This window comes from Streptomyces sp. MGP-BFMKR1, from assembly GCF_057766585.1.
This window is the reverse complement of record NZ_CM173408.1, coordinates 418,763-445,490: the sequence shown is the minus strand read 5'-3', so window position 1 is coordinate 445,490 and position 26,728 is coordinate 418,763. Positions and strand designations below refer to the sequence as shown.

The 26,728-nt window shown below is 74.7% G+C and carries 26 protein-coding genes and 1 pseudogene; 17 read left to right on the top strand and 10 right to left on the bottom strand.

The genetic code is table 11. The features are described 5' to 3' along the window. Nucleotides 1-339 precede the first annotated feature (339 nt). The 6 genes from AC3CHW_RS01605 (at nt 340) to AC3CHW_RS01580 (ending at nt 5,274) form a co-directional block, all read left to right on the top strand. On the top strand, nt 340-1,173 hold the full coding sequence (locus AC3CHW_RS01605; RefSeq protein WP_488469275.1) for a HipA family kinase: 834 nt from the start codon (nt 340-342) through the stop codon (nt 1,171-1,173). After that, on the top strand, nt 1,170-1,565 hold the full coding sequence (locus AC3CHW_RS01600) for a DUF3037 domain-containing protein (RefSeq protein WP_176165502.1): 396 nt from the start codon (nt 1,170-1,172) through the stop codon (nt 1,563-1,565). Before AC3CHW_RS01605 ends, AC3CHW_RS01600 begins: the two co-directional genes overlap by 4 nt. A gap of 136 nt (nt 1,566-1,701) precedes the next feature. Further along, the gene (gene fabG, locus AC3CHW_RS01595; RefSeq protein ID WP_398610642.1) at nt 1,702-2,463 is read left to right on the top strand and encodes a 3-oxoacyl-ACP reductase FabG; all 762 of its coding nucleotides are present in this window, start codon (nt 1,702-1,704) and stop codon (nt 2,461-2,463) included. 37 nt (nt 2,464-2,500) lie between these two features. Then, nucleotides 2,501-3,271 (top strand): SDR family oxidoreductase, encoded by a 771-nt coding sequence (locus AC3CHW_RS01590; RefSeq protein WP_176165504.1) that lies wholly within the window; start codon nt 2,501-2,503, stop codon nt 3,269-3,271. Nucleotides 3,272-3,452: 181 nt separating this feature from the next. Beyond that, nucleotides 3,453-4,169 (top strand): uracil-DNA glycosylase, encoded by a 717-nt coding sequence (gene ung / locus AC3CHW_RS01585; protein WP_398610641.1) that lies wholly within the window; start codon nt 3,453-3,455, stop codon nt 4,167-4,169. A gap of 415 nt (nt 4,170-4,584) precedes the next feature. Then, nucleotides 4,585-5,274, top strand: coding sequence for a hypothetical protein (locus AC3CHW_RS01580; RefSeq protein WP_488469274.1), 690 nt, complete (start codon nt 4,585-4,587; stop codon nt 5,272-5,274). A gap of 35 nt (nt 5,275-5,309) precedes the next feature. On the opposite strand, the gene AC3CHW_RS01575 is transcribed toward AC3CHW_RS01580, so the two are convergent. Continuing rightward, on the bottom strand, nt 5,310-5,855 hold the full coding sequence (locus AC3CHW_RS01575) for a DinB family protein (RefSeq protein ID WP_488469273.1): 546 nt from the start codon (nt 5,853-5,855) through the stop codon (nt 5,310-5,312). 367 nt (nt 5,856-6,222) lie between these two features. On the opposite strand from AC3CHW_RS01575, the gene AC3CHW_RS01570 reads away from it, so the two are divergent. After that, a complete protein-coding gene (locus AC3CHW_RS01570; RefSeq protein ID WP_488469272.1) occupies nt 6,223-7,122 on the top strand; it encodes a Gfo/Idh/MocA family protein in 900 nt (299 codons plus the stop codon). Nucleotides 7,123-7,236: 114 nt separating this feature from the next. Here the strand turns inward: AC3CHW_RS01570 and lnt are convergent, their stop codons facing one another. Further along, on the bottom strand, nt 7,237-8,883 hold the full coding sequence (lnt, locus tag AC3CHW_RS01565) for an apolipoprotein N-acyltransferase (protein WP_488469271.1): 1,647 nt from the start codon (nt 8,881-8,883) through the stop codon (nt 7,237-7,239). A gap of 249 nt (nt 8,884-9,132) precedes the next feature. Between lnt and AC3CHW_RS01560 the strand changes: the two genes are divergently transcribed. Together AC3CHW_RS01560 and AC3CHW_RS01555 are read left to right on the top strand one after the other, a co-directional pair. Next, entirely contained in the window at nt 9,133-10,272 is a 1,140-nt protein-coding gene (locus AC3CHW_RS01560; protein ID WP_488469270.1) for a CaiB/BaiF CoA transferase family protein, read from the top strand. A 154-nt stretch (nt 10,273-10,426) separates the two neighbouring features. Continuing rightward, nucleotides 10,427-10,837: a DnaJ family domain-containing protein gene (locus AC3CHW_RS01555; RefSeq protein WP_398610636.1), complete on the top strand. Its 411-nt coding sequence runs from the start codon at nt 10,427-10,429 to the stop codon at nt 10,835-10,837. Nucleotides 10,838-11,024: 187 nt separating this feature from the next. Here AC3CHW_RS01555 and AC3CHW_RS01550 read toward each other — a convergent pair whose 3' ends face one another. Together AC3CHW_RS01550 and AC3CHW_RS01545 are read right to left on the bottom strand one after the other, a co-directional pair. Further along, nucleotides 11,025-11,897 carry an undecaprenyl-diphosphate phosphatase gene (locus AC3CHW_RS01550; protein ID WP_187059834.1) on the bottom strand — a complete coding sequence of 291 codons (873 nt, stop codon included), beginning with the start codon at nt 11,895-11,897 and terminating at the stop codon, nt 11,025-11,027. 285 nt (nt 11,898-12,182) lie between these two features. Then, nucleotides 12,183-12,974 (bottom strand): TVP38/TMEM64 family protein, encoded by a 792-nt coding sequence (locus tag AC3CHW_RS01545; protein ID WP_488469269.1) that lies wholly within the window; start codon nt 12,972-12,974, stop codon nt 12,183-12,185. 708 nt (nt 12,975-13,682) lie between these two features. Between AC3CHW_RS01545 and AC3CHW_RS01540 the strand changes: the two genes are divergently transcribed. Next, on the top strand, nt 13,683-14,852 hold the full coding sequence (locus AC3CHW_RS01540) for a GTP-binding protein (RefSeq protein ID WP_488469268.1): 1,170 nt from the start codon (nt 13,683-13,685) through the stop codon (nt 14,850-14,852). 141 nt (nt 14,853-14,993) lie between these two features. Further along, on the top strand, nt 14,994-15,851 hold the full coding sequence (locus AC3CHW_RS01535; protein WP_488469267.1) for a spermidine synthase: 858 nt from the start codon (nt 14,994-14,996) through the stop codon (nt 15,849-15,851). Nucleotides 15,852-16,098: 247 nt separating this feature from the next. Here AC3CHW_RS01535 and AC3CHW_RS01530 read toward each other — a convergent pair whose 3' ends face one another. Both AC3CHW_RS01530 and AC3CHW_RS01525 read right to left on the bottom strand, forming a co-directional pair. After that, nucleotides 16,099-17,481, bottom strand: a complete 1,383-nt coding sequence (locus AC3CHW_RS01530) for an MFS transporter (RefSeq protein WP_488469266.1) — start codon at nt 17,479-17,481, stop codon at nt 16,099-16,101. A 68-nt stretch (nt 17,482-17,549) separates the two neighbouring features. Next, nucleotides 17,550-18,713: a DUF8017 domain-containing protein gene (locus AC3CHW_RS01525; protein ID WP_488469265.1), complete on the bottom strand. Its 1,164-nt coding sequence runs from the start codon at nt 18,711-18,713 to the stop codon at nt 17,550-17,552. A gap of 82 nt (nt 18,714-18,795) precedes the next feature. Between AC3CHW_RS01525 and AC3CHW_RS01520 the strand changes: the two genes are divergently transcribed. Then, nucleotides 18,796-19,248: a DUF4442 domain-containing protein gene (locus tag AC3CHW_RS01520; RefSeq protein WP_488469264.1), complete on the top strand. Its 453-nt coding sequence runs from the start codon at nt 18,796-18,798 to the stop codon at nt 19,246-19,248. Between the two features lie 573 nt (nt 19,249-19,821). On the opposite strand, the gene AC3CHW_RS01515 is transcribed toward AC3CHW_RS01520, so the two are convergent. Further along, nucleotides 19,822-20,385, bottom strand: a complete 564-nt coding sequence (locus AC3CHW_RS01515) for a TetR/AcrR family transcriptional regulator (RefSeq protein ID WP_488469263.1) — start codon at nt 20,383-20,385, stop codon at nt 19,822-19,824. An 83-nt stretch (nt 20,386-20,468) separates the two neighbouring features. On the opposite strand from AC3CHW_RS01515, the gene AC3CHW_RS01510 reads away from it, so the two are divergent. Beyond that, entirely contained in the window at nt 20,469-20,897 is a 429-nt protein-coding gene (locus AC3CHW_RS01510) for a DoxX family protein (protein WP_488469262.1), read from the top strand. A gap of 164 nt (nt 20,898-21,061) precedes the next feature. On the opposite strand, the gene AC3CHW_RS01505 is transcribed toward AC3CHW_RS01510, so the two are convergent. Beyond that, nucleotides 21,062-21,652: a gamma carbonic anhydrase family protein gene (locus tag AC3CHW_RS01505; RefSeq protein ID WP_488469261.1), complete on the bottom strand. Its 591-nt coding sequence runs from the start codon at nt 21,650-21,652 to the stop codon at nt 21,062-21,064. 125 nt (nt 21,653-21,777) lie between these two features. After that, nucleotides 21,778-22,617 (bottom strand): VOC family protein, encoded by an 840-nt coding sequence (locus AC3CHW_RS01500; protein WP_398610626.1) that lies wholly within the window; start codon nt 22,615-22,617, stop codon nt 21,778-21,780. A gap of 450 nt (nt 22,618-23,067) precedes the next feature. On the opposite strand from AC3CHW_RS01500, the gene AC3CHW_RS01495 reads away from it, so the two are divergent. The 3 genes and pseudogenes from AC3CHW_RS01495 (at nt 23,068) to AC3CHW_RS01485 (ending at nt 25,362) form a co-directional block, all read left to right on the top strand. Beyond that, nucleotides 23,068-23,844, top strand: coding sequence for an acyltransferase (locus tag AC3CHW_RS01495; protein WP_398610625.1), 777 nt, complete (start codon nt 23,068-23,070; stop codon nt 23,842-23,844). A 194-nt stretch (nt 23,845-24,038) separates the two neighbouring features. Continuing rightward, a pseudogene (locus AC3CHW_RS01490) lies at nt 24,039-24,624 on the top strand (helix-turn-helix domain-containing protein). 183 nt (nt 24,625-24,807) lie between these two features. Further along, entirely contained in the window at nt 24,808-25,362 is a 555-nt protein-coding gene (locus AC3CHW_RS01485; protein WP_488470935.1) for a YbaK/EbsC family protein, read from the top strand. Nucleotides 25,363-25,497: 135 nt separating this feature from the next. Here AC3CHW_RS01485 and AC3CHW_RS01480 read toward each other — a convergent pair whose 3' ends face one another. Next, nucleotides 25,498-25,905, bottom strand: a complete 408-nt coding sequence (locus AC3CHW_RS01480; protein ID WP_488469260.1) for a CoA-binding protein — start codon at nt 25,903-25,905, stop codon at nt 25,498-25,500. 159 nt (nt 25,906-26,064) lie between these two features. On the opposite strand from AC3CHW_RS01480, the gene AC3CHW_RS01475 reads away from it, so the two are divergent. After that, nucleotides 26,065-26,700 carry a YigZ family protein gene (locus AC3CHW_RS01475; RefSeq protein WP_217198331.1) on the top strand — a complete coding sequence of 212 codons (636 nt, stop codon included), beginning with the start codon at nt 26,065-26,067 and terminating at the stop codon, nt 26,698-26,700. The last annotated feature ends 28 nt before the right edge of the window (nt 26,701-26,728 follow it).

Sequence of the window (26,728 nt, the reverse complement as noted above, 5' to 3'; positions counted from 1 at the left end):
CCCGGCAGTGGGCGGCGGCCCCGAAGGGAGGTTTCCACTTGCTTGGGCGTACCTAAGCCTCGCTCATGCTCGAAGCCGGAGAGCCTGTCGTGACCTTGGCGTGGTGGCTCGGGTGCTCCTCGTCCACGGTCACCCTCGGTTACGATGCTCACTTCATGCCGGAGGCCGGCAGTAGGGGGCGCGCCACTGTCGACGGTCTGCTGGGGGAGCGGGGAGGCCGGACCGCCGGTGGAAGCTCCCCGGATTCTCCCCAGCGCCGTTGACCGGTGATTCCTGCCTCTACGCCCTGGAGAAGTCGTCCGTGGATTGTAAGGCTGAAGAGATGGGTGGCCTGGGAAAGTGCTGGAAGAGGTCGTAGCGACTCGCTATGTCACGCCTTTGCGTGAGGGCGGGTCGCTCCCGGGGATCGTCGAGGCTGACGATCTCGGCACGTACGTCATGAAGTTCACCGGTGCCGGACAGGGGCGCAAGACGTTGATCGCCGAGGTCATCTGCGGCCAACTCGGCAGGCGGCTCGGGCTGCGGGTGCCGGATCTGGTGCGGATGCAGCTCGATCCGGTCATCGGGCTGGCCGAGCCGGACGAGGAGGTGCAGGAACTCCTCAAGGCCAGTGGTGGGCTGAACCTGGGCATGGACTACCTGCCCGGCTCGATCGGCTTCGACCCGCTCGCCTTCGCGGTCGATCCGCTGGACGCCGGGCGCGTGGTGTGGTTCGACGCGCTGATCAACAACGTCGACCGCTCCTGGCGCAACCCCAACCTGCTGGTCTGGCACGGCGAGCTGTGGCTCATCGACCACGGCGCGACCATGATCTGGCATCACAACTGGCCTACCGCCGCCCAGGCCGCGACCAGGCCGTACGACGCGTCCGACCATGTGCTCGCACCGTTCGACCCGGACATCGCGGCGGCGGCCAAGACGCTCGCCCCCAAGGTCACCCGGGAGCTGCTGACCGAGGTCGCCGCGGACGTACCCGACGAGTGGCTGGTCGACGAGCCGGGCTTCGAGGGTCCGGACGGGCCCGATCGACTGCGCGCCGCGTACGTGGAGCGACTGCTCGACCGGGTGGCGACCATCCACGAGCGGATCAAGCTCGGTCCGCCCACGACGCAGCGCCCCACCCAGGCGCCCGCGTGGCTCCGGGTCTGGGCCGAGGGGAAGGCGGCGAAGTGAGCGGTCTGCACAACGGACGTGATGTCTTCGAGTACGCCGTGCTGCGCGTGGTGCCCAGGATGGAGCGCGGCGAGCTGATCAACGCGGGGGTGGTCCTGTACTGCCACGCGCGGTCGCTGGTCGCCGCGCGGACCCATCTCGACGAGGGCCGGCTGCGGGCGCTCGACCCCACGGCGGACGTGGCGGGCGTGCGGGCCGCGCTCAACGCCGTCGAGGGGGTCTGCCACGGCGGCCCCGAGGCCGGTCAGGCGGCGGGCGACGCGGCCGGGCGCCGGTTCCGGTGGCTGGTGGCCCCGCGCAGCACGGTCGTGCAGCCGGGACCCGTGCACACCGGGCTGACCACGGACGCGGAGGCGGAGGTCGAGCGGCTGCTCGACCTGCTGGTGCGTTGATCGAGGGTCCCGTTGACAGGTGGTGGCCTGGCTTCTAGCGTCTCGTCTGCTGAAGCTACTAAGCGGTTGCTCAGTCCTTGGGTCGGGGTGCCGGCGCCGGACACGGGCGACGCTTCCGAAGGCGAGGAGAACCCGCATGTCCACCACCGAACAGCGCGTTGCCATCGTGACCGGCGCGGCTCGCGGCATCGGCGCGGCCACGGCCGTGCGGCTGGCCGCCGAGGGCCGCGCCGTCGCCGTGCTCGACCTGGACGAGGCGGCCTGTCAGGGCACCGTCGACGCCATCACGGCGGCCGGCGGCACGGCGCTCGCCGTGAGCTGTGACGTCGCCGACGCCGAGCAGGTGCGGACCGCGGTCGCGCGGGTGGCCACGGAACTCGGCGCTCCGGTGATCCTGGTGAACAACGCGGGCGTGCTCCGGGACAACCTGTTGTTCAAGATGAGCGAGTCCGACTGGGACACGGTCATGGGCGTTCACCTGCGGGGAGCGTTCCTGATGTCGCGGGAGTGCCAGAAGCACATGGTGGACGCGGCGTTCGGGCGCATCGTCAACCTCTCCAGCAGCTCCGCGCTCGGCAACCGTGGCCAGGCCAACTACGCGGCGGTCAAGGCCGGCCTGCAGGGCTTCACCAAGACCCTCGCCATCGAGCTGGGCAAGTTCGGCGTCACCGCCAACGCCGTCGCCCCCGGCTTCATCGCCACCGACATGACCGCCGCGACGGCCGAGCGCGTGGGCATGGGCTTCGAGGACTTCAAGGCCGCGGCGGCCTCGCAGATCCCGGTGCAGCGAGTGGGCGAGCCGGACGACATCGCCAACGCCATCGCCTTCTTCACCGGCGAGCAGGCCGGGTTCGTCTCGGGCCAGGTCCTGTACGTGGCCGGCGGCCCGCTCAACTGACGCTCAGGTGGCACGAGAACGCGAGGGAGGACAGCTCATGACGACAGCGGACAGCGACAAGGTAGCCCTGATCACGGGCGGCAGCCGAGGCATCGGCTACGGCGTGGCCGAGGCGCTGGTGGCCCGAGGCCACCGGGTGTGCGTCACCGGGCGGGGCGAGGACGCGCTCACGGCGGCCGTGGAGGCGCTGAGCGCCGCGGCCCCCGACGGCGCGGGCCGAGTGATCGGCGTCGCCGGCAAGGCGCACGACGAGGCCCACCAGGCGGTGGCCGTGGAGCGCGTGATGGAGACGTTCGGCCGCGTCGACTTCCTGGTCAACAACGCCGGTACGAACCCGGTGTTCGGCCCCATCGCCGAACTCGACCTCGGGGTCGCGCGCAAGGTCTTCGAGACCAACGTGGTCTCCGCCCTCGGCTTCGCCCAGCGCACCTACCGGGCGTGGCAGAAGGAGAACGGCGGCGCGATCGTGAACATCGCCTCCATCGCCGGCGTCGCCCCCTCGCCCTTCATCGGCGCCTACGGCATGAGCAAGGCCGCGATGATCAACCTCACGGTGCAACTCGCGCACGAGATGGCCCCACTGGTGCGGGTGAACTCGATCGCCCCCGCGGTCGTCAAGACGAAGTTCGCCGCGAGTCTGTACGAGGGCCGCGAGGAGGAGGCCGCTGCCGCCTACCCGCTGGGCCGGCTCGGCGTGCCCCGGGACATCGGGGGCGCCGCCGCCTTCCTGTTGTCGGAGGAATCGGCCTGGATCACCGGCCAGAACCTGATCGTGGACGGCGGCCTGTTCCTGAACGCCGGCGTCTGACGCCCACGGCGCCCTGGGCGCGCGACCCGCGTGCCCAGGGCGGCGGGGAGTGGCGCCGTGGGGCGGCCCCACCTGCGCCGACGACTTGGTGTGGGGGCCGCCGGGGGCGCGACGGCTCCGGGGCGGGCGCGGGGGCGTGCGGTGTGCGGCGGCCGTTGTCAGTGGTCGGGGGTACGTTCGTATGCGTCAAGCACGAACGGACCGGAGGAACACCCAAGTGACCGACATGCTGCCCGAGTCCTGGCAGGACGCTCTGGGCGACGAACTGCACAAGCCGTACTTCGCGCGGCTCACCGAGTTCGTCGAGGAGGAGCGGGCCCGGGGCCCGGTGTACCCGCCGCGCGAGGAGGTCTTCGCGGCGCTGGACGCCACACCGTACGACCAGGTGAAGGTGTTGATACTCGGTCAGGACCCGTACCACGGCGAGGGCCAGGGACACGGGCTGTGCTTCTCGGTGCGGCCGGGCGTGAAGACCCCGCCCTCGCTGCGGAACATCTACAAGGAGATGCAGGCCGAGTTGGGCCACCCCATCCCGGACAACGGCTATCTGATGCCCTGGGCCCGGCAGGGCGTGCTGCTGCTGAACGCGGTGTTGACGGTGCGCTCCGGCGAGGCCAACTCCCACAAGGGCCAGGGCTGGGAGACCTTCACGGACGCGGTGATCCGGGCCGTGGACGCCCGGCCGGACCCGGCCGTGTTCGTGCTGTGGGGGAACTACGCCAAGAAGAAGCTGCCGCTGATCGACACCGAGCGGCACGCGGTGGTCCAGGGCGCCCACCCGTCGCCGCTGTCGGCCCGGAAGTTCCTCGGCTCCCGACCGTTCACGCAGATCAACGACGCCGTCGCGGCGCAGGGTCACGAGCCGATCGACTGGCGGATACCCGACCTCGGCGCCTAGTCACGCCGGACGGGCGCGCCGGCGGGCGTACCCGGGGGCGCGACCGTCCGGGCGAGGCGGAGGGGCTAGGCGGGGCGCGCTGACTCCGCGTCGGCCTGCCGCCACCTCGGCCAGGTCGCCGCGCCCGGGTTCCGCTCGGCGGTTCGGGGCGGCGGCCTGGCCCGCTCCCGGCGGGTCGAGCCGCCGGCTCCTCATCGCCTGCCGCCTGCCGCCTGCCCCATGCCGCGTGCCGCGTGCCGTCGCGCGCCGCCCGCCGCGCGTCGTACGTCCGGGGCCGTGCCCGGGGCGTACGCCGCCCGGGTCGTATCCGGGCCGGCCCCGTCCGCCCGCTGGCGCCTGAGCGGTATTCCCGGTGGCTGCGGCTAGCGTCGGGGCCGACCAGGGGGACGCCGGAAGGACTGATGGGAGGCGGGCCATGGTGGCCAAGCGGCAGGAGGAGGCGTCGCCGGACGCCGTGCTCACCCGGATCGGACAGGCGGTCATGCTGCACCGGGGCGGAGACCGCGAGGAGGCGCGGAACCGGCTCGGGGAGCTGTGGCAGGAGCTGGGCGTGGAGGACGACACGCTGCACCACTGCACGCTGGCGCACTACCTGGCCGACACCCAGGACGACCCGGCCGACGAGCTGGCCTGGGACCTGCGGGCCCTGGCCGTCGCCGACCGGCTGATGCGGGAGCACGACGCACGGGCCGAGCACGACGGCGCGGCGGTCGAGCCGGTCGCGGAGGGTACGGAGCACGCGGCGCGACCCCCGAGGCCACCGCTACGGGAACGGCCGTGTGCACTGGGGGAGGAGAACGGGGAGGCGGGGGAGCCGAGCGATGGTGAGGTCGCGGAGGTCAACCGGCGACGGGCGGTGGCGGCGGTGCGCGGCCTGTATCCGTCACTCCACCTCAACCTCGCGGCGGACTACGTCAAGCTCGGCCGCCCGGACGCGGCTCGCGCCCAGCTCGACCTGGCCAAGGCGGCGTCCGGGGCGCTGAGCGACGACTCCTACGGCAAGGGGGTGCGCGCGGCGATCGGGCGCCTGGCGCTGCGGCTGACGGACACCACGGGCACATCGGGCGAGCCCGCGCCGCCGCCCGGTCAGCACCCCTGGGCATAGGGCACGGGCGACGAGAGGGAGGCGGCAGGCCGGCGCTATTCGCCGGTGGCGCCGTCGATGCGCTCGCGGATGAGGTCCGCGTGGCCGTTGTGCCGGGCGTACTCCTCGATCATGTGGACGTAGATCCAGCGCAGGCTGTACAGCTCCTCCCGGCGCTCCCCGGTGTCATCGAGGGTGCGACCCGCGGCCACCTCCCGGGCCACCTCTATCTCGGCGCGCCAGGTGGCGATGTCGGTCGCGAAGTCGGCCTCGGTCAGGTCGAAGTCGCCGTCGTAGTTCTTGTCGGTCCAGTACAGCGGGGGCGCGTCCGACCCGCCCAGCACGCAGCGGAACCACGTGCGCTCGACGTCGGTCATGTGCCGCACGAGGCCGAGCAGCGAGAGGGGCGACGGCGGCGTGGACGCCTCGCGCACCTGGGCCTCGGTCAGGCCCTCGCACTTCATGGCCAGCGTCTCGCGGTGGTAGTCGAGCCACGCTTCGAGCATGCGCCGCTCCTCCGCGATCAACGGGGGTTCGCGGCGGTTCGCTGGAGTGACTGGCGTGACTGGAGCGGCGGTGGAGGTGTTCTCAGGCAGGGTCATGGCGGACATCATGGTCCGCCATGATGTCCGCGGGCCACGCATTATCCGGCTGCCACGGTGCCCAGCCAAAGCCGCGCGGGGCGGCTGGGTGCGCCGTCGCCCTCGCCGGGCCGGACGTGGTCCGCGCGCCTGGACCGTGATCTGGTTGGCGAGCCAAGCCGCTGGTCAGCGACGCGGCGCCGACACGTATGCTGCCCGCGCAGAGCACGGACAGCACAGACACCACAAGCACCATAAGCACCACGAGAACCGCAGACAGCAAGCACCGCACAGAGAACCGCACGAGCACCGCGCCGTCGCCGCGGCACGTAGCCCCGGCACACGGGCGCTACGAGGCGCGCGGCGGGCGCGCCAACGAGGAGGACCCGTGAAGGTCGGCTGCATTGGCCTGGGAGACATCGCGCGTAAGGCGTACCTGCCGGTCATCGCCGCCCAACCGGGCGTCGAACCGCACCTCTCGACGCGTACCCCGGCCACCCTGCACAGCGTCGGGGACGCGCTGCGCATCCCCGAGTCGCAGCGCCACGCGGACCTCGACTCCCTGTTGGCCGCCGGACTCGACGCGGCGTTCGTGCACGCGCCGACCGCCGCGCACGCCGAGATCGTCACGCGCCTCATCGACGCCGGCGTGCCCACGTACGTGGACAAGCCGATCGCCTACGACCTGGCCGACTGCCAGCGCGTGGTCGAGCTGGCGGCGGAGCGCGAGGTGAGCCTGATGGTGGGCTTCAACCGGCGGTACGCGCCCGGGTACGCGCAGTGCGCCGACCACCCGCGCGATCTGATCCTGATGCAGAAGAACCGGGTCGGCCTCGCCGAGGACCCGCGCACGCTGGTGTTCGACGACTTCGTACACGTCGTCGACACCCTGCGGTTCCTGGCCCCCGGACCCATCGAGCACGTCGACGTCCGCGCGAAGATCCGCGACGGGCTGATGCACCACGTGCTGCTCCAGCTCTCCGGGGACGGCTTCTCGGCCGTCGGCACGATGAACCGGATGAGCGGCTCGACCGAGGAGATCCTGGAGGTCTCCGGTCAGGGCGCCAAGCGTCAGGTGCTCAACCTGGCGGAGGTGATCGACCACAAGGGGCAGCCCAGCGTGCGCCGGCGGGGTGACTGGGTGCCGGTGGCCCAGCAGCGGGGGATCGAGCAGATCACGCTGGCCTTCCTGGACGCCGTGCGCGAAGGGCGGCTGCTCGACGGGCAGGACGCCCTGCGCACGCACGAGTTGTGCGAGCGCGTGGTCACGGCGGCGCTCACCGCCTGACCCACGCGCCGGTCCAGCTCCGCCGACTTACCGCCACCGGCTCTCCGCCACCGGCTCTCCGCCACCGGCTCTTCTCCGCCAGCTCCGCCGCCGGGGCCGGCGCCCCGCCCACGCTCAGGAGCCCACCGGGCTGCCCGTGTCCCGGCGCTCGGGCACCGGGTCCACGGGGCGCTCGGCGCGGGTGCGCTGGCGGTGCGCCCGGCCGCCCGCCGCCACCGCGGCCACCAGCAGCGCCGCGACCGCCCCGTACGCCGGCCAGTCGCCGTACCGCACGTACGGACTGGTGCCCGCGGCCAGGGGGACGTCGTAGACCGCCGCCGCGCTGCGCTGGGTGCCGAGCCGGCCGCCGACGGGCGTGCCGCGCGGCCCGAAGACGGCGCTGACGCCGGTCAGCGTGGCGTGCGCGGTGGGGCGCCACGTCTCGGCGGCGCGCAGCGCGGCGAGCGCGGCGTGCTGTTCGGGGGCCCAACTGTGCTGGAAGGAGGACGTGGCGGACTGCGCGACCAGGAGTTGCGCCCCGTTGCGGACCAGCCGCCGGCTCATGTCGGGGAAGGCCGACTCGAAGCACACCAGCGGCCCGAGCCGCAGTCCGGCGGCGCTCGGGGGAGCGGGCGTCGCGCCGGTGCCCGCGCCCGCGTGGCGGGCCGACGGGCGCCCGGCGCTCACGCCCGGCACGCGCATCACGACCGAGCGCGCCCCGCGCCTGCGGTCCTCGCTCGCCGCCTGGCCGATCGAGGTGGCCCAGCCGAGGACGGAGCGGGCCGGGATGTACTCGCCGAAGGGGACCAGCCGCATCTTGTCGTAGCGGTCGCCGGTCGGCCCCCGCGGGCCCACCAGGACCGAACTCTTGTAGATGCCGGGCTGGCCGGCCTGCCTGGCGTCCACGTTGACCAGCAGCTCAGCGCCCACGTCGCGGGACAGGACCGCCAGCCGTCGCCGCAGGTCGGGCCGCTCGCGCAGGTCGCTGCCGACGCTCGACTCCCCCCATACGACCAGGCGCACGCCGCGCCCGGCCAGCCCCCGGGTCAGCTCCTCCTGGCGGTCGAAGCGACGGTTGCTGCCGTCGATCATGCCGGGCTGGACGACGGCGACGCGCACCGTGCCCGCGGGTTGCGGCGCCGGCGACCAGGCCCACACGCCGGCGACGCCCGTGGCGCAGCCGGCCAGCCCCGCGACGGCGACCCTGCGGGCCCCGGGCAGCGCCACGAGGACGACCAGCGCGGTGTTGACCGCGACGACGAGCAGGCTGGCCAGCCAGACGCCGCCGACCGACACCAGCCGCAGCGCCGCTTCGACCTCCCACTGGCTCGCCCCCAGCAGCCCCCACGGCCCCCCGAGGTACTGCCAGGACCTGATCAGCTCGACCAGCAGCCAGCCGGCGGGCAGCAGCACCAGCGCACCGGCCGCCCGCCGCCCACCCGCCGCCCCCGGGCCGAGCAACCGGCGCACCAGCCACCCCCACGGCGCCCAGAGCAACCCCAGCCCCACCGCCACCACCACGATGAACACGTGCAGGAGCGGCAGCAGCCAGTGGTGCACCGCCAGCAGGAAGCCGGCGCCGCCCAGCCAGCCCTCGCACGCCGCCCGGCGCCCGGTCGGCGCCGAACGGATGAGCAGCAGCCAGGGCACCAGGGCGCCGTAGGCCAGCCACCACAGCCCGGGGGCGGGGAACGCGAGCGCGGGCAGCGCCCCGGCCGCCGGGGCCGCGACCGTACGGCCCCAACGCGAGGCGAGGAAGGAGTGTGCGCGGGCCCGTGGCATCAACACCTCGCGGGTCTCTCGTCCGGCCGGGGCACCAGTGTGCGCGCGGAGCCGGTCGCGCACCCGGCGAACGCCGCGCCCCCACCCGGCCCGGGGGCGCGGAACCCGTACGGCGTCGGATGGGCCCGGGCCCCGTCGGCGGCGAAGGCCCCGGTGCCGGCGAGGGGGGTGACGCCGCACGATGGCGGTACGGACCGGGACCGGTGCGCGGACGGGCGTCCGGGCGCCACGCAGGAGGGAGTTGACCGCATGTTGCCTCTGGAGGGCATCACCGTAGTCTCGCTCGAACAGGCCGTGGCCGCCCCGTACGCCACCCGCCAGTTGGCCGATCTGGGCGCCCGGGTGATCAAGGTGGAGCGGCCGGGCGGCGGGGACTTCGCGCGCGACTACGACCGCGAGGTCATGGGCCAGTCGGCGTACTTCGTGTGGTGCAACCGGGGCAAGGAGAGCGTCGTGCTCGACCTCAAGGACGCCGCCGACCGGGCCCTGTTCGACCGGTTGCTGGACGCCGCCGACGTCTTCGTGCAGAACCTCGCGCCCGGCGCCGCCGACCGGCTCGGCCTCGGCGCCGACGCGCTCCGCGAGCGCTGGCCACGACTGATCGTCTGCGGCATCTCCGGCTACGGGGAGCGCGGCCCCTACCGCGACCGCAAGGCGTTCGACCTGCTGGTGCAGTGCGAGACCGGTTTGGTGGCGGCGACCGGAACGCAGGAGGCGCCCGCCCGCGCCGGGATCTCCATCGCTGACATCGCGGCGGCCATGTACGCGTACACCGGCGTCCTCACGGCGCTGTACGAACGCGAGCGCACCGGCCACGGCAGCGCCTTCGACGTCGCGATGCTCGACGCCCTCGGCGAGTGGATGGGGCAGCCGCTGTTCCACGGGATGTACGGGGCGGGCCCGCTGCCGCGCAGCGGCGCCCGGCACCCCTCGATCGCCCCGTACGGCCCCTACCGGGCGGGCGACGGCGGCGAGGTGTTCCTGTGCGTGCAGAGCGACCGGGACTGGGTTCAGCTGTGCGCGCGGGTCCTGGGCCGGCCTGACCTGACGCGCGACCCCAGGTTCGCGGACAACCCGCTGCGCCGGGCGCACGACGCGGAGCTGACCCAGGTCCTGCACGCGGCCTTCGCCGACCTGACCGCCGACGAACTGCTGGCCCGGCTCGACGCGGCGGGCATCGCCAACGCGCGGCTGCGCGGCGTGTCCGAGTTCGCCGAGCACCCGCAGTTGGCCGCCCGCGACCGGTGGCGCGCCTTCGACACGCCGGCGGGGCCGCTGCGCGGACTGCTGCCGCCGGTCACGGTGCGCGGGCGGGAGGCGCGCATGGGCGCGGTGCCGGAGCTCGGCGCGCACACGGAGGCCATCCGGGCGGAGTTCGGGCAGCGGTGAGCGCGGGTCCGAGCGGTGGGCCGTGCGCGGGTGGCGGGGTGCGAGCGGGCGGGCGGCGGGGCGGCCTCGGTGCGCTGTTCGGCGCCCGGGACGCGTCTCTTACCCTCGGTAGTACGCCAGGTAGTACCCCGACGCGTCGAGGGAGAGCCGCATCATGACCGAGCGCAAGCCACCCGGTGTCGACTTCGAGAGCTTTGTCGACAAACAGATTCGGGAGGCCGCCGAACGGGGCGAGTTCGAGCGGCTGCCCGGCTTCGGCAAGCCCCTCGACCGTCCGAACGCGCCCTACGACGAGTCCTGGTGGATCAAGGAGAAGATGGCCCGCGAGCAGCTCTCGTTCCTGCCGCCGAGCCTGGCCCTGCGCAAGGAGGCCGAGGACGCGAGGGAGGCGGCGACCAGGGCACCGTCGGAGCGGATGGCCCGACGCATCGTCGAGGAGATCAACGAGAAGATCCGCGCGGCGCTGGCCCGCCCGCCGGAGGGCCCGCCGCTCAACCTTGTGCCGTACGACGTCGAGGACGTGGTGGCGAGCTGGCGCGCCGGGCGCGAGCGCCGCACCTCCTGATCGTCCGCGCCCCCTGATCGCCCGCGCCCTCGTGCGGGGCGCCGCGCGGCCACGGGCGCCACGCACCACGCCCCGCCCGCGGCCTGACGGCGCGGGCGGGGCGTGGGTGGAGCGGGAGGGTGGAGCGGGGCCTCGGCGTGGGCGGCGGCCCCAGCTCCCCACCGCCGGTCGCGGCCGGCTACGGCGACTAGTCGCCCGACTCGCCCGCGTGGGGGCTCAGGACGTCGAAGCCGACGAGGGCGAAGAGGACCAGGCCGAGCAGCACGCGGTAGTACACGAACGGCATGAAGCTCTTCGTGGAAATGAAGCGCATGAACCAGGCGATGACCGCGTACCCCACGACGAACGCGATGACCGTCGCGAAGATCGTCGGCCCCCACGACACGTGGCCCTGGCCGGCGTCCTTGAGTTCGAACGCGCCCGAGGCCAGCACCGCGGGGATGGCCAGCAGGAACGAGTAGCGGGCCGCGGCCTCGCGGGTGTAGCCGAGGAAGAGGCCGCCGCTGATGGTAGCGCCGGACCGGGAGACGCCGGGCACCAGCGCCATGGCCTGGCAGATGCCGTACAGCAGGCCGTCCCGCGTGGTCAGTTCGTCCAGGCCCTTGCGGTGCTTGACCGCCCGGTGCCGGCCGCCCGTCTCGTCACGGGCCGCCAGCCGGTCCGCTATGGCGAGGACGATGCCGAGCACCACCAGCGTCGTCGCGATCAGCCGCAGATCGCGGAACGGGCCGTCGATCGCGTCCTGGAGCGTCAGGCCGAGCACGCCGATCGGGATCGACCCGACGATGACCAGCCAGCCCATCTTGGCGTCGTGGTCGCCGCGTAGCTGCTTGTTGAACAGCGACCGGCACCAGGCGGAGACGATCCGCGCGATGTCCTTGCGGAAGTAGATGATCACCGCGGCCTCGGTGCCGATCTGGGTGATCGCGGTGAAGGCCGGCCCGGGGTCGTTCCATCCGGCGAACGCCGCCGTCAGCCGCAGATGGGCACTGGAGGAGATCGGCAGAAACTCGGTCAAGCCCTGGACGAGTCCGAGGATGAAGGATTCAAACCAAGACATCGATATCTATGCCATCCAAATGCTGATCACGTTCTGACCAGCAAGGATGCGGGTCAAGGGCGGTTTCTGGGCAGGCGTGCGACGCGCGGGCGCGGGCGCGGTCATGCGGGAAGTGGTCTGGCCGGACTCATGCTGGCTTTCGCTGAGTGAGCTGACGGGACACCGGTGGGGTGCGCGGCCGGCAGGGTCACGGCCCGACCACGATCATCCACCAGTCAGGGGGCAGCGTAGCGTCCGTTCATGAAGCCGCGGACAGAGCCCTCGGCTCCCCGCCCCCGCGAGCTGTCACGCGCCCGGCGCCGCGGCGGCCCTCGGCGCGTCTTCCCGCACCTCGGGGGCCTCCTCCCGCGCCGTGGACGCCTCGGGCATCGGCGCGGGGCGGTCGCGCAGCTTCGCGCGCTTGCGCCAGGCGACCAGCACGGCGGCCAGCCCGGTGACGGCGATGAAGGCCATCGAGATGAGGAAGGCGGGCGAGGTGGGCGTCGAGGCGCGGCTGCCCGCGATGACGTAGGCGGCCGTGTTCGGCACGCTGCCGAGCCCCGTCGCCAGCAGGAACGGCAGCCAGCCCATCCGGGAGATCGCCGCGCAGTAGTTCGCGGCGGCGAAAGGGATGCCCGGGAAGAGGCGCAGTGCCAGCATCGAGCGGAAGCCGTGGTCGCTCAGTTGCCGGTCGGCCATCGCCAGCGGGCGGGCCCGCAACAGCGGTCGTAGCGCGTCCTGCCCGAGGAGTCGGCCCAGGCCGAAGGCGATGCCCGCGCCGAGCACGGTCCCGGCCACCGCCGCCGGCAGCCCCGCCTGGCTGCCGAACAGGGCCCCGGCCGCGAGGTTGAGCAGCGGTCTGGGCACCAGGGCCGAGGTGCAGAGCCCGTACGCGGCAGCGAACACCACCACGGCGGCTGCCCCCGACATCTGGGGTGGCCAGCCGTCGCGTATCAGTTGCTGTGGTTCGAGGATGAGCACCGCCGTGCCCGCGCTGACCAGCAGCAGGATGAGCAGGCCGAGCCGGGCGCGCGGGGACAGCAACGCCCGGGCGCACCACGCGAGGCGGCGGGGAGACTGCGCGGCAGGTTCGAACACCGCTGGAGCGTAACCGACGTCGGTGTGCCCCGGGTGTCCCGCGAACGCCACCGAAGGAAACCCGAAGGGCCGGGACGACCCCACGGCCCGGCCCGCCACGGGGCACCTGGGGCGCCGGAGCCGACAGGGACCAGTGGGGCCACCGGGGTGATGGAGGAACGGGGCAGCAGGCGGGGTCAGCGGCGCACGGGGGCGGGGCGCCCGGGGGCGGCGGGGCGGCCTGGGCCCACGGGGCGGCGGGAGCGCGGGGCGCTCCTCGGTCGCGCGGCCGAGCTGGGAAAACCGCTCGACCGGACCCGGGGCGAGGGACATGATCAGGCCATGGTCCGGTATGCCCCGCACGCGCTCGTGGCCGCAGCCGCGGATGCCGTCGGAGCTGCCCTCACCCCTCTCCCAGCCGCCCCGCCCATCCCGACGGGCGGCGTACGAAGCTGACCCTCCCCGACGATCTCGGTGGGCCCCGCAGCGGGAGGGTCGGTCCGGCACAGGGGCCCGCGCCAGCCGACTGATCCGTTCGCCCCATCGTCAGCCCGCTCCCCGCGCCACGCCCGTCCCCGTCCGCCGCGCCCGGCACACCGCCTCTGGGCACGCCCCTGGCACGGGTGCGCCGGCCCCACGAACCGGCCGCGGGCCGCTCGCGACGTACCGCACCGCTCCCTCCACCGGGCCCGACACCTCGGGCCCCCCTCCGTTCCCCGAAAGGAACCCATGTCCGCGCAGACGCCCGTACTCGCCAAGCCGCACCTCAACATCGCCACCCTGGGTCACGCCCGCCACGGCAAGACCACGCTCACCGCGGCCATCACGCGCCTGCTCGGCGCGCGGACCGCCGTCGACGTCGCGCCGCCCGCGCGCAGCGACCGGGCGCTGGACGCCGCGGCGCGCGGCGCGCTGAAGAGCACGCGCGTCGAGTACGAGACCGGTACCCGGCACTACGCCCACCGGGACATGCCCGGCGAGGCCGCCGCCATCGAGCACGTGATCAGCGGGGCGGCGCAGCTCGACGGGGCGATCCTCGTCGTCTCGGCCCTCGCCGGCGTCCAGGCCCAGACCGTCGAGCACGTGCTCATCGCCCGACAACTCGGCGTCGAGCACCTCGTCGTCGCCCTCAGTCAGGTGGACGCCGGCGAGGCGACGGCGATGGAGCGCGCCGAGCGGGAGATCTGCGCGCTGCTGGACGCGCACGGCTACCCGGGCGGCACCACGCCCGTCATCCGGGTCTCGGCGCTCCGGGCGCTGGAGGGCGTCCCGCGGTGGATCGGCACCATCGAGGCCCTGCTGGACGCGGTGGACACCGTCGTGCCCACGCCGGAACGCCAGCCGGGCGAGCCGTTCCTGCTGCCGGTGGACCACGCGCTGCCGCGCGCCGGCGAGGGCTCGGTGATCTCCGGGACCATCGAGCGCGGCACGGTACGCAACGGGGACCGGGTGCAGGTCGTCGGCCCCGACGTCGAGATGGCGGTGGCCGGCCTGGAGGTCTTCGGCAGACCGCTGACCCGAGCCGAGGCGGGCGATCCCGTCGCGCTGTTGCTACGCGGGGTCCCGCACGCCGTGCTGCGCCGCGGCGACCTGGCCGCCGCCCCCGGCAGCCTGACGCCGCGACGCCGGTTCACGGCGCACGTCCACGTGCTGCCGGGGGCGCGCGGCGGGCGGGCCGAGCCGTTCGCCACCGGATACCGCCCGGAGTTCTTCCTGCGGACGACCCACGTCTTCGGCGCGATCAACCCGCCGGGAGCGCGCGCGGCCCGCCCCGGCGACACCCTGACGCTGGGCGTCGAGCTGAGCCGCGCCACCCCCGTCCAGCCCGACCTGCGCTTCGTCATCCGGGACGGCGGTCGGACGGTGGGCGCGGGCACCGTGCTCACGATCGAGGGCTGAGCGCCGGCGCGCGGGCCGCCCGCGCGGCCGGCGCCCGGCTGTCGCGCGGCGGCGCCCTCGGCCCCGCTCCGTGGTCCCGCGGGCCCACGGAGCGGGGCGCGCTGGTGCGGGGCGGCGGGCGCTCGGCCGCACAATGGGGGAGTGGACGACCGGATACCCGTGAGCCGTGCCGTGGACTTCGGCGCCGCCAAGCTACTGCCCGACGTGGACCGCCCGCACGGCTGGCTGCTGACCGTGGACGGCGCCCCGCAGTCGTACGTGGACCTCGCCGACCCGCTGCACCTGGAGTTCGAGTATGCGCGCCGGCTCGGCCACGTGCTGGACACGGCCGGCCAGGATGACGCGGAACCGGCCGCTCCGCTGGACGTCCTGCACCTCGGCGGCGGGGCGCTGACCCTGCCGCGCTACGTCGCCGCCACCCGGCCCGGCTCGCGCCAGCGGGTGGTCGAGGCCGACCGGGCGCTGATCGGCCTCGTCGCCGAGGTACTGCCGCTGGGCCCGGACCACGCGGTCGAGGTCGCGGCGGTCGATGCCCGCGACGCGCTCACGCTGGCCGACGACGCGTCGGCCGACGTGATCGTCGCCGACGTCTTCGGCGGCTCGCGGGTGCCCGCGCACCTGACCTCCGTCGAGTACGCCCGGCAGGCCGCCCGCGTCCTGCGCCCCACCGGCCGGTACGCGGCCAACGTGGCGGACGGGGCCCCGTTCGCCTTCCTGCGCTCCCAGGTGGCGACGCTGGCCGCCGTCTTCGCCCACGTGTGCCTGATCGCCGAGCCCGGGGTGCTGCGGGGCCGCCGGTTCGGCAACGCGATCCTGGTGGCCGGCCAGCAGCCGCTGCCGCACGCCGCGTTCGCCCGCCGCGCCGCCGCCGACCCCTTCCCCGCGCGGGTGGCCGACGGCGCCGCCCTGGAGCGCCTGGTGGCCGGGGCCGAACCGGTGTGGGACGCGGCGGCGACGCCCTCACCCGTGCCGCCGAGCGGCGCGTTCAGCATCAGTTGAGCCCCGGGCGCGCGCCCGGAGCCCGGCCGCGCCCGGCGCCCGGCCGCGCCCGGCGCCCGGCCGCGCCCGGAGCCCGGCCGCGCCCGGAGCCCGGCCGCGCCCGCCACCCGCGCCGCCACCCGCGCGGCTCCTGTCCCCGCGCCGCCGCCCGGCGCACACGCCGTACCCTCGGCGGCCCGGCGCCCAGGCCGCGCCCCCGGGGTGCGCCCGGCGCCTCCCGGCCCGCCCGCCGGCGCCCAGGCCGACCTCAGCCGCCCTGCCCCAGGCCCGGGTCCCCGCCCGTTGGCTGGGACCCGCGTGCGGTGACCTGGCCACCGCTCGGGCCCCCGGCCGGGCCGGTGACCGGGGTGGCGCTCACAGGCGTGGAACCCGCCGGGGTGGCGGCGGCCGGCCGGGGAGCGTCGGTGCGGCGCCGGAGCCGGCGTACGTCCGGGACGAGGAGCACCACGGCCGTCAGCAGCAGGACCAGGGCCGAGCAACCCCACAGCGCGGTCGAGCGGCCGACCAGGCGCTCGGTCGGCCCGGCGAGCGCCGTGGCCACCGGGAGCATGGCCACCGACCCGAACCAGTCGTACGCCGAGACCCGCGAGAACTTGTCCTCCGGGATCTCCTGATGCAGCGTCATCATCCAGCAGACCCCGAAGACCTCCACGGTGACCCCGCACAGGAACATGACCGAGGCCAGGCCCGTCATCGGCAGCGGCACGGCCAGCGCGGCCGACGGCAGGGCCAGTGGAAAGACGCACACGGTGCCGACCAGCAGCATGCGGCGCGGACGCCAACGGGTCATCAGCAACCCGCCACCCAGCGTGCCGGCCCCGAACGCGGCCAGCGCGACGCCCCAGGGCCTGGCCCCACCCAGATGGTCCTCGGCGACCTGCGGGCCGTACACCGACTCCGCCGCCGCGACCACGGCGTTGACCACCGCGAACTGGCCCACGATGCTCCACAGCCACGGGCGCCCCGCGACCTCGCGCCAACCCTCGGCCAACTCGCGCAACAGCCCGCCCCCGGGTGCGCGGGCGGGCGTGTGGCTGACGTCGAGGAAGGCCCGCAGCGCGCCCGCGAAGGCGAACGCGGCGGCGTCGATGGCCAACACCCAGCCCGGTCCGACGGCGGCGATCAGCGCCCCGCCCAGCGCCGCGCCGCCGATGTTCGCGCCGTTGACGCCCATCCGGAAGAACGCGAACGCCCGGCTGGCCTGCTCCCCGGTGACCGAGCTGAGCACCATCCCCTCGGCGGCGGGGGCGAAGAACGCCTGGCCGGTGCCGCCCACTCCGGCGAGCACGGCCATCTGCCACAGCGCCGCGTCCCCGGACAGCACCAGGACCGCGAAGGTGGCCTGCGACAGGCAGTTCAGGGTGTTCGCGGCCACCATCACCCGGTGCCGGGGCAGCCGGTCCGCGACGGCCCCGCCGATCAGCAGGAACAGCGCGAGAGGAGCGGTACGGGCGGCGGCGACCAGGCCCACGTCGGTGCCGTCGCCACCCGCGTCCAGGACCGCGAACGCCGCCGCGATGAGGGCCCCGGAGTTCCCGAGGCCCGTCACCACGGCGGCGGTCGTGAGGAGCGTGTAGTTGCGTCCGGCCCAGGCCGGGCGGCGGTGCGGCGTAGCCGGGGGAGTGGTCACAGGCGGACTATTCCCGGGGGTGGGTCCCCCTGCCAAACCGTTTACCAACGGCCCGTGCGCGGGCGGGGTCAGCCGTTCGACTTGAGCGGGCGCAGGGTGCTCTTGATCTTCTCGATGGTCTCGTTCGGCAACTCGTCCTTGACGCCGGCGGCGGCGTGCAGGACCCACAGCGCGTAGTCGCCGTTGACGTCGGTGTAGGCGACCGTGAAGGACTTGCCGTCACTGGAGCACTTGTCGGTCTTCTTGACGCCGGTGACCGTCGCGGAGGCGGCGTAGCCCTTGAGCCCGTGGTCGCTCTGGAACGGCTTGGCCTTGGTGACCTTGCGCTGACCGGTCTGCTTCTGGTCGTAGCCGGCGAACACCCAGTTCTCGGCCTCGATCTCGGCCGCGCTCGCCTCGCTCTTGGCGCCCAGCGCGCCCTTGGTGCCGACGCCGCCGAGGTCGCTGGTGTCCGGCCGGGTGCTGCCCTCGACCTTGACCGAGCACGCGTCCTGCTTGTACTTGGCGGGGCTGGACATGATGACGAGTGGCTTGCCCTTGTCGCTCTCGAAGCCGACCGACAGGCCCGCCGACTCGACCTTCCAGTCCGCGGTGTCCGGGACGTCGAAGGCCACGTGGCGCTTGGCGCTGATGACCGTCTTCCAACCCGGGATCACGGGCTTGGCGGCGGGGTCGCCGCTGCGCGGGTTGTCCGAGCCGCTGCGCGGGTTGTCCGGGCCGCCGCTCGGCGCCTGCGAGCCGCCCGGCTGCTGGGACGGGGCGGAGGCCGACGGCTTGGGCGACTCCTTCGCGCTGTCCTTCTTGTCGTCCCCGTCATCGCCGGCGAAGATCACCACGCCGGCGACGGCCGCGGCGGCCACCACGGCCGACGCCGTGACGATCGCGATGGTCTTCTTCCGCTTGTCACCACCGCCCTGCGGGGGCTGCGGGGCGCCCGGCCCGGCCGGCGCGTTCCACGTCTGCGGCGGCGGGGTCTGCTGCGGATAGCCCGGCTGCTGGTAGGGGCCCGGCTGCGGGGCGCCCTGGTGCGGCGCTCCGGGCGGCCCGGGCGGGCCGGGTTGCGCGCCGGGCGGCGGCACCGGCTGCTGGTACGGGTTGGGTTGCCCCGGCGCCGGGGTCTGGTACGGACCCGGTTGCCCCGGCGGTCCGGTCTGCGGATATCCCGGCTGTTGGTACGGGTTCTGGTCCTGCGGGTTTTGCTCGCCCCCGGGCGGCTGCTGTCCTGGCCACATGGCGAGTAACCATAGAGGGGCCGTCTGTGGGCTGCTACGTCAACCCTTCCCACAAGTTCCTACCCGCTGGTAACTTTCGGGCATGTCAGAGACCATGCCGTCGATCGGCGAGATGCTCACGGCCAGCGTGCCGATGGTTCGTACGCTCAACCTCGAGTTCGTCGAGACGAGCCCCGAGCGCGCCGTCCTGCGCCTGCCGGACCAGCCCGACTACCACAACCACATCCAGGGGCCGCACGCCGGCGCGATGTTCACCCTGGCCGAGTCCGCGAGCGGGGCGATCGTGCTGTCCGCCTTCGGCGACCAGCTCGCGCGCGCGGTGCCGCTCGCCGTACGGGCCGAGATCGGGTACAGGAAGATCGCCAAGGGCGTCATCACCGCGACCGCGGAGCTCGAACGCCCGATAGCCGACGTGGTCGCCGAGCTGGACGCCGGCGGCCGGCCCGAGTTCTCGGTGCGCGTCGAGATCACCCGTGAAGACGGCGCCGTCAGCGGCGAGATGTCGATCACCTGGACGCTCCGCCCGAACGCCTGACGGGCGCCCGCGGCCGGGCCGCCGGCCGGCGGCCCGGCGCACCGGCTCACCGGCGCGCCGACACCGCGCGCCGTCCTCAGCGCTCGCCCCGGGGTGCGGTCGCTGACGCGCCCGGCGCGCGCGCCGTCGCCAGCGAGAACGCCAGGGCGACGACGGCGACCCCGCTGGCGATGGCGCACACGGTGCCCACGCCGGGGCAGGGTAGCGCCGCCGACCAGGGTGCCGAGGCCGATGCCGAGGTAGACGCAGGAGGAGTTGAGGGCGACCACCAGGGGCGCCACCGCCAGCGAACGGGCGCGGAGTTCGGGCCGCACCAGCGCGGCGCTGACCGCGCCGGCGCCCGGCGTGTAGACGGCGGCGCCCGCGGCGGCCAGGACGCGGGAGAGCGTCAGCGTCCGGAAGTCGGGGGTGAGCGCGGAGCCCGGATTGGCGAGGCCGAGCACGATCGGGGCGCCGACCAGCGGGGTTCGCCGTGACAGCGGTGCGGGCGCGGTTCCCGGAAACGGGCCTCGCGTTGGCGCGTACGGGGCCGGAGTGCGGGCCGGTCGCTGGCGGCCCGCACTCCGGTCGGGATCAGGGCTGCTGGAAGAGCTGGCCCAGGACGCGTCGTGCCAGGGCCTCGGGGTCGCCCTCCGTGGTGGCGGGCAGGGCGCCGCTGAGCCACAGGGCGGCGAAGCCGTGCGCGAGGGACCACGCGGCGAGTTGTGTCGCCTCCGCGTCCTCGTCGCGCGGGTGGCCCGGGCGGGTCGAGAGGGCGGCGGACAGCGAGCGGTCGGCCCGCTCGCGCGCGGCGGCCACCTCCGGGTCGTCGGGATGGTACAGGCCGGGCTGGAACATGACCTCGAAGTGCGCCCGGTGCTCGATGGCGAAGCGTACGTAGGCCACGCCGCTGTCCAGCAGATCCCCGCCGGCGGCGCTCAGCGCGTCGGCCAGCATGGCGTACCCCTCGGCGGCGAGTGCCGTGAGGAGCCCCGCCTTGTCGCCGAAGTGGTGCGCGGGCGCGGCGTGCGAGACGCCCGCGCGGCGCGCCAGGTCGCGCAGGCTCAGCGCCGTCGGGCCCTTGTCGGCGATCGCCGCGGCGGTGGCGGTGAGTAGGGCGCGGCGCAGATCTCCGTGGTGATACGACCGTTCCGTCATGGCCCCACCCTATCTTTCCATTGACAAGATGGGGTGTCGTGAGCGTATCTTGACAGTGGAAAGTTCGACCGAGGGAGGCCATCATGGAACCGTTCGTGGCCCTGGTCGTCGGGTTCTGCTCGGCGCGCCTGGCCGGTCTGCTCGGCGTGTCGGCGCTCGACGCCTGGCACCCCGCCCTGTGCGTGGGGCTGGCGGTGATGTTCCTGTTCACCGCGCTCGCCCACTTCCACCCGTCGCTCCGGGCCGACCTCATCGGCATGGTCCCGCCCCGGCTCCCGCGCCCCGACCTGCTGGTCACCCTGACGGGTGGGCTGGAGATCGCCGGCGCGATCGGGCTGCTGGTCCCGGCGCTGTCGCGGTGGGCGGCGGCCGGCCTCGCCCTGCTGATGATCGGCATGTTCCCGGCCAACGTCTCCGCGGCCCGCCGCCAGGTGGCCCAGGGCGACCCACTCGGCCGGCGCACCGTCTTCCAGGCCGTCTATGTCGGGGCCGCGACGCTCGTGGTGCTGTGAGGGACCCACGGGCGGGCGGCCCAGCCGACGGCGTACGCCCCCACGGGGCCCCACGGGAGGGGAGGGGCGTACGCCGTCCGTCGGCCGCGCCGCGACGGCCCGCGCGTGCGCGCGGAGCGGCGGGAGGCCGGGACTCCCGGGGTGCCGCCGTGGCGGTCGTCGCGCTATCGGGCGGCGTCGGTGCTGGTGTCAGTGTCGGTATCGGTGCCGGTGTCAGCGGGGGTGGGGCCGCCCAGGGTGGCGGCGTGCTGGCGCGCGAGGTCGACGTACACCTCGGAGTTGGCCCGCATGCCCGCGCGCTCATCGGCCGTCAGCGGGCGTCGGACCTTGGCCGGCACGCCGGCGACGAGCGAGCCGGGGGGCACTCGCATCCCCTGCGGGACCAGCGCCTGGGCCGCCACGAGCGAACCGGCGCCGACCACGGCCCCGTTCAGCACCGTGGCGCCCATGCCGATCAGGCAGTCGTCCTCGACGGTGCAGCCGTGCAGCACGGCGTTGTGGCCCACCGTCACGCGCTCGCCGACCGTCACCGGGAAGCCGGGGTCCACGTGCACGGTGCAGTTGTCCTGGATGTTGCTGCCCGCGCCCAGGGTGATGGGGCCGCAGTCGGCCCGCAGCACCGCGTTGTACCAGACGCTCGAACCGGCCCCCAGCGTCACCTCGCCCAGCACCACCGACGACGGTGCGACGAACACCTCCGCGCCCACCCGCGGTTCCTTGCCGCCGAACGCCGCGATCAGTGCCTGCTGTGCCATCGGGATCTCCTCCACGGGACTCGGTGCGCGAACACCGCACGGTATCCACGCGCCGATCGGGAGATCCACGGGGCCGGGGGCCCGCCGCGCGGCCGGCGGCGGAGCGCCGACCCGGGACGGGCGCCTTACGCGGGACGGGCGTCCGGTGCGACGGAGGTGGACTCCTTCGGTCGGCCGCGGACCGTGGTCACCGTGAACAGCCCGCCGTCCGGGTCCCGCAGGGTCGCCTCGTACCCGTGCGCGCCAGCCCGCGGCGGCTGGACGACCGAACCGCCGGCGGCGACCGCGGCCTTCATCGATGTGTCCACGTCCGAGCAGGGGAAGTACACGTGCCAGCGGGGCCGGATGCTCGGGTCGGGGGCCTCCTCGATGGCGCCGCCGCGCAGCCCGGCCACGGCGTGCGTCCCGTCGCTGACCAGCACCTGGCCCTGCGCGTAGTCCACCTCGCACCCCGCCTCGCCGGGCACGGCCCACCGCAGCACCTCGCCGTAGAAGATGGCGGCGGCGAACGCGTCGCGGGTGCGCAGTTCGAGCCAGGCCGGGGCGCTGCCACGCCCCACCGACCAGGGCAGGACCGTCCCCTCCCAGACCCCGAAGACCGCCCCGTCGAGGTCGGCGGCGAGCGCCGCGCGACCGTGGGCGAAGCGCAACGGGCCGACCGCGACCGTGGCCCCGCGCTCGCGGACGCGGGCCGTCACGTCGTCGGCGCTGGGGACCGCGAAGTACGGTGTCCAGGAGACGGGGACGTGCAGTGTGTGGGCGAGCGCGCCGAGCCCGGCGACCGGCCGGCCGTCGAACAGCGCGACCGAGAACTCGCCGCCCAGCATGCCGGGTTGGAACGTCCAGCCGAGTACGGCGCTGTAGAAGTCCTGGGCGGCTGCGAGGTCACGGGCCATCAGGCTCACCCAGCACGGGGCGCCCGGCACCGCGTGTCGGGCGGCCGGCTCGTGCGCGGAGACCGACATGAGATTCTCGCCTCACTCCCGTCCCCGATGGACCTGCCCCGGGGACCCGCTCGCTGTGACCATCGCCCACCCCGTCGGTCACCTTGCCAGTTCGGCCGAGAGGACGCATGTCGGCTCGCCCGTACGCCGCAGCGCCGTGCCGGCCCGCCGTCCGCCCCGCCCGCCGTGCTGGCGAGACCCGGGCGCGGCGGCGCTCGGCGGGGGAGGTGAGCGCGCCGCACCCGGACCGCACGAGTGCCCCGGGGCGCCGGGTTCAGTCCGACCGGCGGCCGGCGAAACGAGCCGGCGCCGTGGAGTGCGCGGGCGCGCTCCCCACGGCGCGGGCGAGGCGGGCCGTGGCGGCGCTGCGCGCCGGCGCTCGGCGGCCCGGTTCCGGGCCCGGCCGCCGCGTCGTGCAGCGTCGAGGGGGCCGATCTGGGCACCGTCGCTACTGGTGAGTACGGTAGGCGGGTGCCCCTCCATCGACACGTGTTCTCCTCGCTCGACGCCTGGCGGCGCCGCGTGGCCTCACGCGCGGTGCACCGCGGCTGGCGCTGGATGCAGCAGACCGGCGCGGTGACCGCCGAGCGCCCCGGGCCCTACCGGTTCCGGCGGATCGGCCCCGGCACCCGGCTGGCGTTCCCGCTGGGCACGGTGTTCGGCGAGGGCTGGATCGAACTGGGCGACCACTGCGTCATCGGCGAGGGCGTCACCCTGGCCGCCGGCATGCTGCCGGGGCTCGACCTGGGCCCGGACCCGGTGCTACGGGTGGGGCACGGCGTGGTGCTCGGCCGGGGCACGCACGTGGTGGCGTCGGTGCCGGTGGAGTTCGGACGGGACGTCTTCTGCGGCCCGTACGTCTACGTCACCAGCGACAACCACGCCTACGACGACCCCGCCCAACCCATCGGCAAGCAGTGGCCACGCAGCGCCCCGGTCAGCATCGGCGCCGGGAGTTGGCTCGGCGCCGGCGCGGTGATCCTGCCCGGCGCCCGACTCGGCCGCAACGTGGTGGTCGCGGCCGGCGCGGTGGTACGCGGCGAGGTGCCCGACCACGCGGTGGTGGCCGGTGCGCCGGCCAAGATCGTGCGCCGCTGGGACGCGGAGGCGGGCTGGCAGCCGCCGCTGCGCACGCCGGCCCCGATGCCGGTCCCCGAGGGGGTCACCCACGAGCAACTGTTGGCGCTCGGCGTCCTGCCGCCGCAGCCCGCGTCGCCCGACGCACGGGACGTGCCGGCCGACCGCTGAAGCGGTTCCGCGCGGCGCCGGCCGCCCGCTTCCCACGCCGGCGCGGGGCCAAGGGCTGGCCCACCGGGCGAGCGAGGCGGGGCAGGGGAGACCTCGCTGTACCGCCGTGCCGTGCACAGCGGAGCGCGGCGTGCGGTAGTCCGTGACACTGACCCCTTCCGGGCACGACAGTGGACCGCTCGGCATGGGTGATGGTGGCGGACCTCGATCAGCTCACGCGGGCGCTGGCACGCGACCTCAGGCGCTGGCCGGGGGAGCGCGGCTTCACCTTCGACACCCTGGCGGCCCGCGCCGGCGTCAGCCGCGGCATGGTCGTCCAGCGTGGCCATCCAGATCGAGCAGGCCCGTACCAACCCCAGCGTCGGCACCACGGTCAAGCTCGCGGACACGCTCGGCGTCAGCATCACCACGCTGCTCGACTACGACTACGGGCGGCGGGTGCGCGTCGTGCCCTCGGGCGAGGCGGTACACAGGTGCTCCACCGACGGCGGCAGCCACACCAGGCTGCTGGTGGGTACCGGGCAGCGCGGGCCGTTGGAGGTGTGGGGCTGGCGGCTGATGCCCGGCGAGCACAGCGCGTCCGCCCCGTACCCCGCGGGCACGGTGGGGCTGATCCACGTCAGCGCCGGCGAGCTGACGCTTGAGGTGGACGGCGCGTGGCATCCGGTGCCGGCCGGCGCCTGTGTGACCTTCGAGGCCGACGTGGCCCACGCGTACCGCGACGAGGGCGATGCGCCGATCGAGACGCTGATGACGGTGGCCGTTCCGCCGGTGGGCTGAGGTCGCCTGCTGGCCAGGTCGCCTGGTGGCGCGCGGCGGCCTGGGACGAGGGGCGGGCGCTCGGTGGTGGGTTCGCCGGGTCGCGGCCATCGGTCGGACGCGCGGGTGGGGCAGGGGCGGCCAGAACGGGTTCGGCTGCCATCTACCGCTGGCACAGGGGCTGTTAGCTTGATGCGCATGAGCATGCGCACGCCCCACGAGGCATTCACCGACGTCCGCCCCGCGACCGAGTGTCTGGATCTGCTGGTGCCGCCCGTCGCCGACGCGGTGCGCGGCTGGAGCGGCCCGGTCCCCGTCGACGAGGTGCAGTACGTGGACACCGATCCGGCCGTCGCCGACACGGCCACGCTCGTGGAGACCCACGGGCCCTGGCTGATTGAGTCCTCCGCGAACTGCGTCATCGTGGCGGGCAAGCGCGGCGGGGTGGTCACGCTCGCCGCCTGCGTGGTGCCCTCGGCCACCCGCGTCGACGTCAACGGCGTCGCGCGGCGGGAACTCGACGCGCGCAAGGCGTCCTTCGCCGCCCGGGAGACGGCGATCGGCGCGACGGGCATGGAGTTCGGCGGCATCACCCCGCTGGGCCTGCCCGCCGACTGGCCGCTCCTGGTGGACGCGGCCGTCGCCGACATCCCGTACGTGTTGCTGGGCAGCGGGAGCCGGCGCGGCAAGCTCATCGTGCCGGGCAAGGCGCTGCCCGGGCTGCCCGGCGCGCGGGTGCTGGAGGGGCTCGGCGGCTGAGCGCGCGGGACGCGGGTGCGCGGCGGCGCTCGTCCCGCGAGCCCACCGCCGTGGCGCGGGACGGGCTCGGCCGGTGGGCCTCGGCCGTCCCGTCCGCACGGACCCCGGCCCGCACGCCCGCCGCCGCCCTCGTGGTCAGCTCAGCCGTGAGATCTCGATGGCCGGGCAGCGGTCCATGACCATGGCCAGGCCCGCGGCGCGCGTGCGCGCGTACGCGTCCGGGTCGATGACGCCGAGTTGGAACCAGACCGCCTTGGCGCCGATGGCCACCGCCTCGTCCGCGACCGGGCCCGCGAGCCGGGAGTTGACGAAGACGTCGACGACGTCGACCGGGAAGGGGATGTCGGCCAGCGTCGCGTACCCCCGCTCGCCGTGCACCGTCTCCGCCTTGGGGTGGACCGGAACCACGCGCTTGCCGAACCGCTGCAACACCCGGGCCACGCCGAAGGCCGCCCGGTCCTCGTTGGCGGACAGGCCCACCACGGCCCAGGTGTCGCCGGACTCCCGCAAAATCTCGCGAATCGTCTCATCGTCTGCGTACATGTCCGCTCAACCACCCCCGCCCACCGGCCATTCCCGCCCGCGCCCGCGCGCCCCCGCGCCCGCGCCGTCGCGGGTTCGCCCCCCGTACCGAGGCGGCCCCCGCGCGCGTCCGTCCCGCCCCGGCGGGGGTGGACGGCGGGCGCGACATAGGCTGGCGAGATGGCTGAGCAGTACCGCACGGTGGCCCGCGAGGGCGTGCACGAGATCGAGATCAACAAGTCCCGCTTCCGCTGCGCGCTGGCGCCCGCGGCGACCGAGCGGGAGGCGCAGGAGTTCGTCGAGCGCGTCCGCCGCGAACACTCCACCGCCACCCACAACTGCTTCGCCTACGTCATCGGCGCCGACGGCGGCGTCCAGCGGGCCAGCGACGACGGGGAGCCGGGCGGCACCGCCGGCGTGCCGATGCTCCAGATGCTGGTGCGACGCGAGGTGCGGTACGTCGCCGCCGTCGTCACCCGCTACTACGGCGGGGTCAAGCTGGGTGCCGGCGGGCTGATCCGGGCCTACGGCGGCGTGGTGGGGGAGGCCCTGGACGCCCTCGGCACCGTGGTGCGCCAGCGGTTCCGGCTCGTCACCATCGTCACCGACCACCAGCGGGCCGGGAAGCTGGAGAACGACCTGCGCGCCATGGGGCGCGCGGTGCGCGAGGTGCGCTACGGCGAGGGAGTCACCATCGAGGTCGGACTGCCGGGCGCCGATCTCGAGGCGTTCCGCGCCTGGCTCGCGGACAGCACGGCGGGCACCGCGCGCCTGGAGATCGGCGACGAGGTGTACGGCACGGCCCCCGGCGCCTGAGCCGCCCGGGCCCCGGCCCGGCGGGCCG

Bases quoted from the DNA above. Each gene is read 5' to 3' on its own strand.
- fabG (WP_398610642.1), top strand. From the start codon at position 1,702: ATGTCCACCACCGAACAGCGCGTTGCCATCGTGACCGGCGCGGCTCGC.
- AC3CHW_RS01590 (WP_176165504.1), top strand. From the start codon at position 2,501: ATGACGACAGCGGACAGCGACAAGGTAGCCCTGATCACGGGCGGCAGC.
- ung (WP_398610641.1), top strand. From the start codon at position 3,453: ATGCGTCAAGCACGAACGGACCGGAGGAACACCCAAGTGACCGACATG.
- AC3CHW_RS01580 (WP_488469274.1), top strand. From the start codon at position 4,585: ATGGTGGCCAAGCGGCAGGAGGAGGCGTCGCCGGACGCCGTGCTCACC.
- AC3CHW_RS01575 (WP_488469273.1), bottom strand. From the start codon at position 5,855: ATGACCCTGCCTGAGAACACCTCCACCGCCGCTCCAGTCACGCCAGTC.
- lnt (WP_488469271.1), bottom strand. From the start codon at position 8,883: ATGCCACGGGCCCGCGCACACTCCTTCCTCGCCTCGCGTTGGGGCCGT.
- AC3CHW_RS01560 (WP_488469270.1), top strand. From the start codon at position 9,133: ATGTTGCCTCTGGAGGGCATCACCGTAGTCTCGCTCGAACAGGCCGTG.
- AC3CHW_RS01555 (WP_398610636.1), top strand. From the start codon at position 10,427: ATGACCGAGCGCAAGCCACCCGGTGTCGACTTCGAGAGCTTTGTCGAC.
- AC3CHW_RS01550 (WP_187059834.1), bottom strand. From the start codon at position 11,897: ATGTCTTGGTTTGAATCCTTCATCCTCGGACTCGTCCAGGGCTTGACC.
- AC3CHW_RS01540 (WP_488469268.1), top strand. From the start codon at position 13,683: ATGTCCGCGCAGACGCCCGTACTCGCCAAGCCGCACCTCAACATCGCC.
- AC3CHW_RS01525 (WP_488469265.1), bottom strand. From the start codon at position 18,713: ATGTGGCCAGGACAGCAGCCGCCCGGGGGCGAGCAAAACCCGCAGGAC.
- AC3CHW_RS01520 (WP_488469264.1), top strand. From the start codon at position 18,796: ATGTCAGAGACCATGCCGTCGATCGGCGAGATGCTCACGGCCAGCGTG.
- AC3CHW_RS01515 (WP_488469263.1), bottom strand. From the start codon at position 20,385: ATGACGGAACGGTCGTATCACCACGGAGATCTGCGCCGCGCCCTACTC.
- AC3CHW_RS01510 (WP_488469262.1), top strand. From the start codon at position 20,469: ATGGAACCGTTCGTGGCCCTGGTCGTCGGGTTCTGCTCGGCGCGCCTG.
- AC3CHW_RS01505 (WP_488469261.1), bottom strand. From the start codon at position 21,652: ATGGCACAGCAGGCACTGATCGCGGCGTTCGGCGGCAAGGAACCGCGG.
- AC3CHW_RS01500 (WP_398610626.1), bottom strand. From the start codon at position 22,617: ATGTCGGTCTCCGCGCACGAGCCGGCCGCCCGACACGCGGTGCCGGGC.
- AC3CHW_RS01485 (WP_488470935.1), top strand. From the start codon at position 24,808: ATGCGCACGCCCCACGAGGCATTCACCGACGTCCGCCCCGCGACCGAG.
- AC3CHW_RS01480 (WP_488469260.1), bottom strand. From the start codon at position 25,905: ATGTACGCAGACGATGAGACGATTCGCGAGATTTTGCGGGAGTCCGGC.
- AC3CHW_RS01475 (WP_217198331.1), top strand. From the start codon at position 26,065: ATGGCTGAGCAGTACCGCACGGTGGCCCGCGAGGGCGTGCACGAGATC.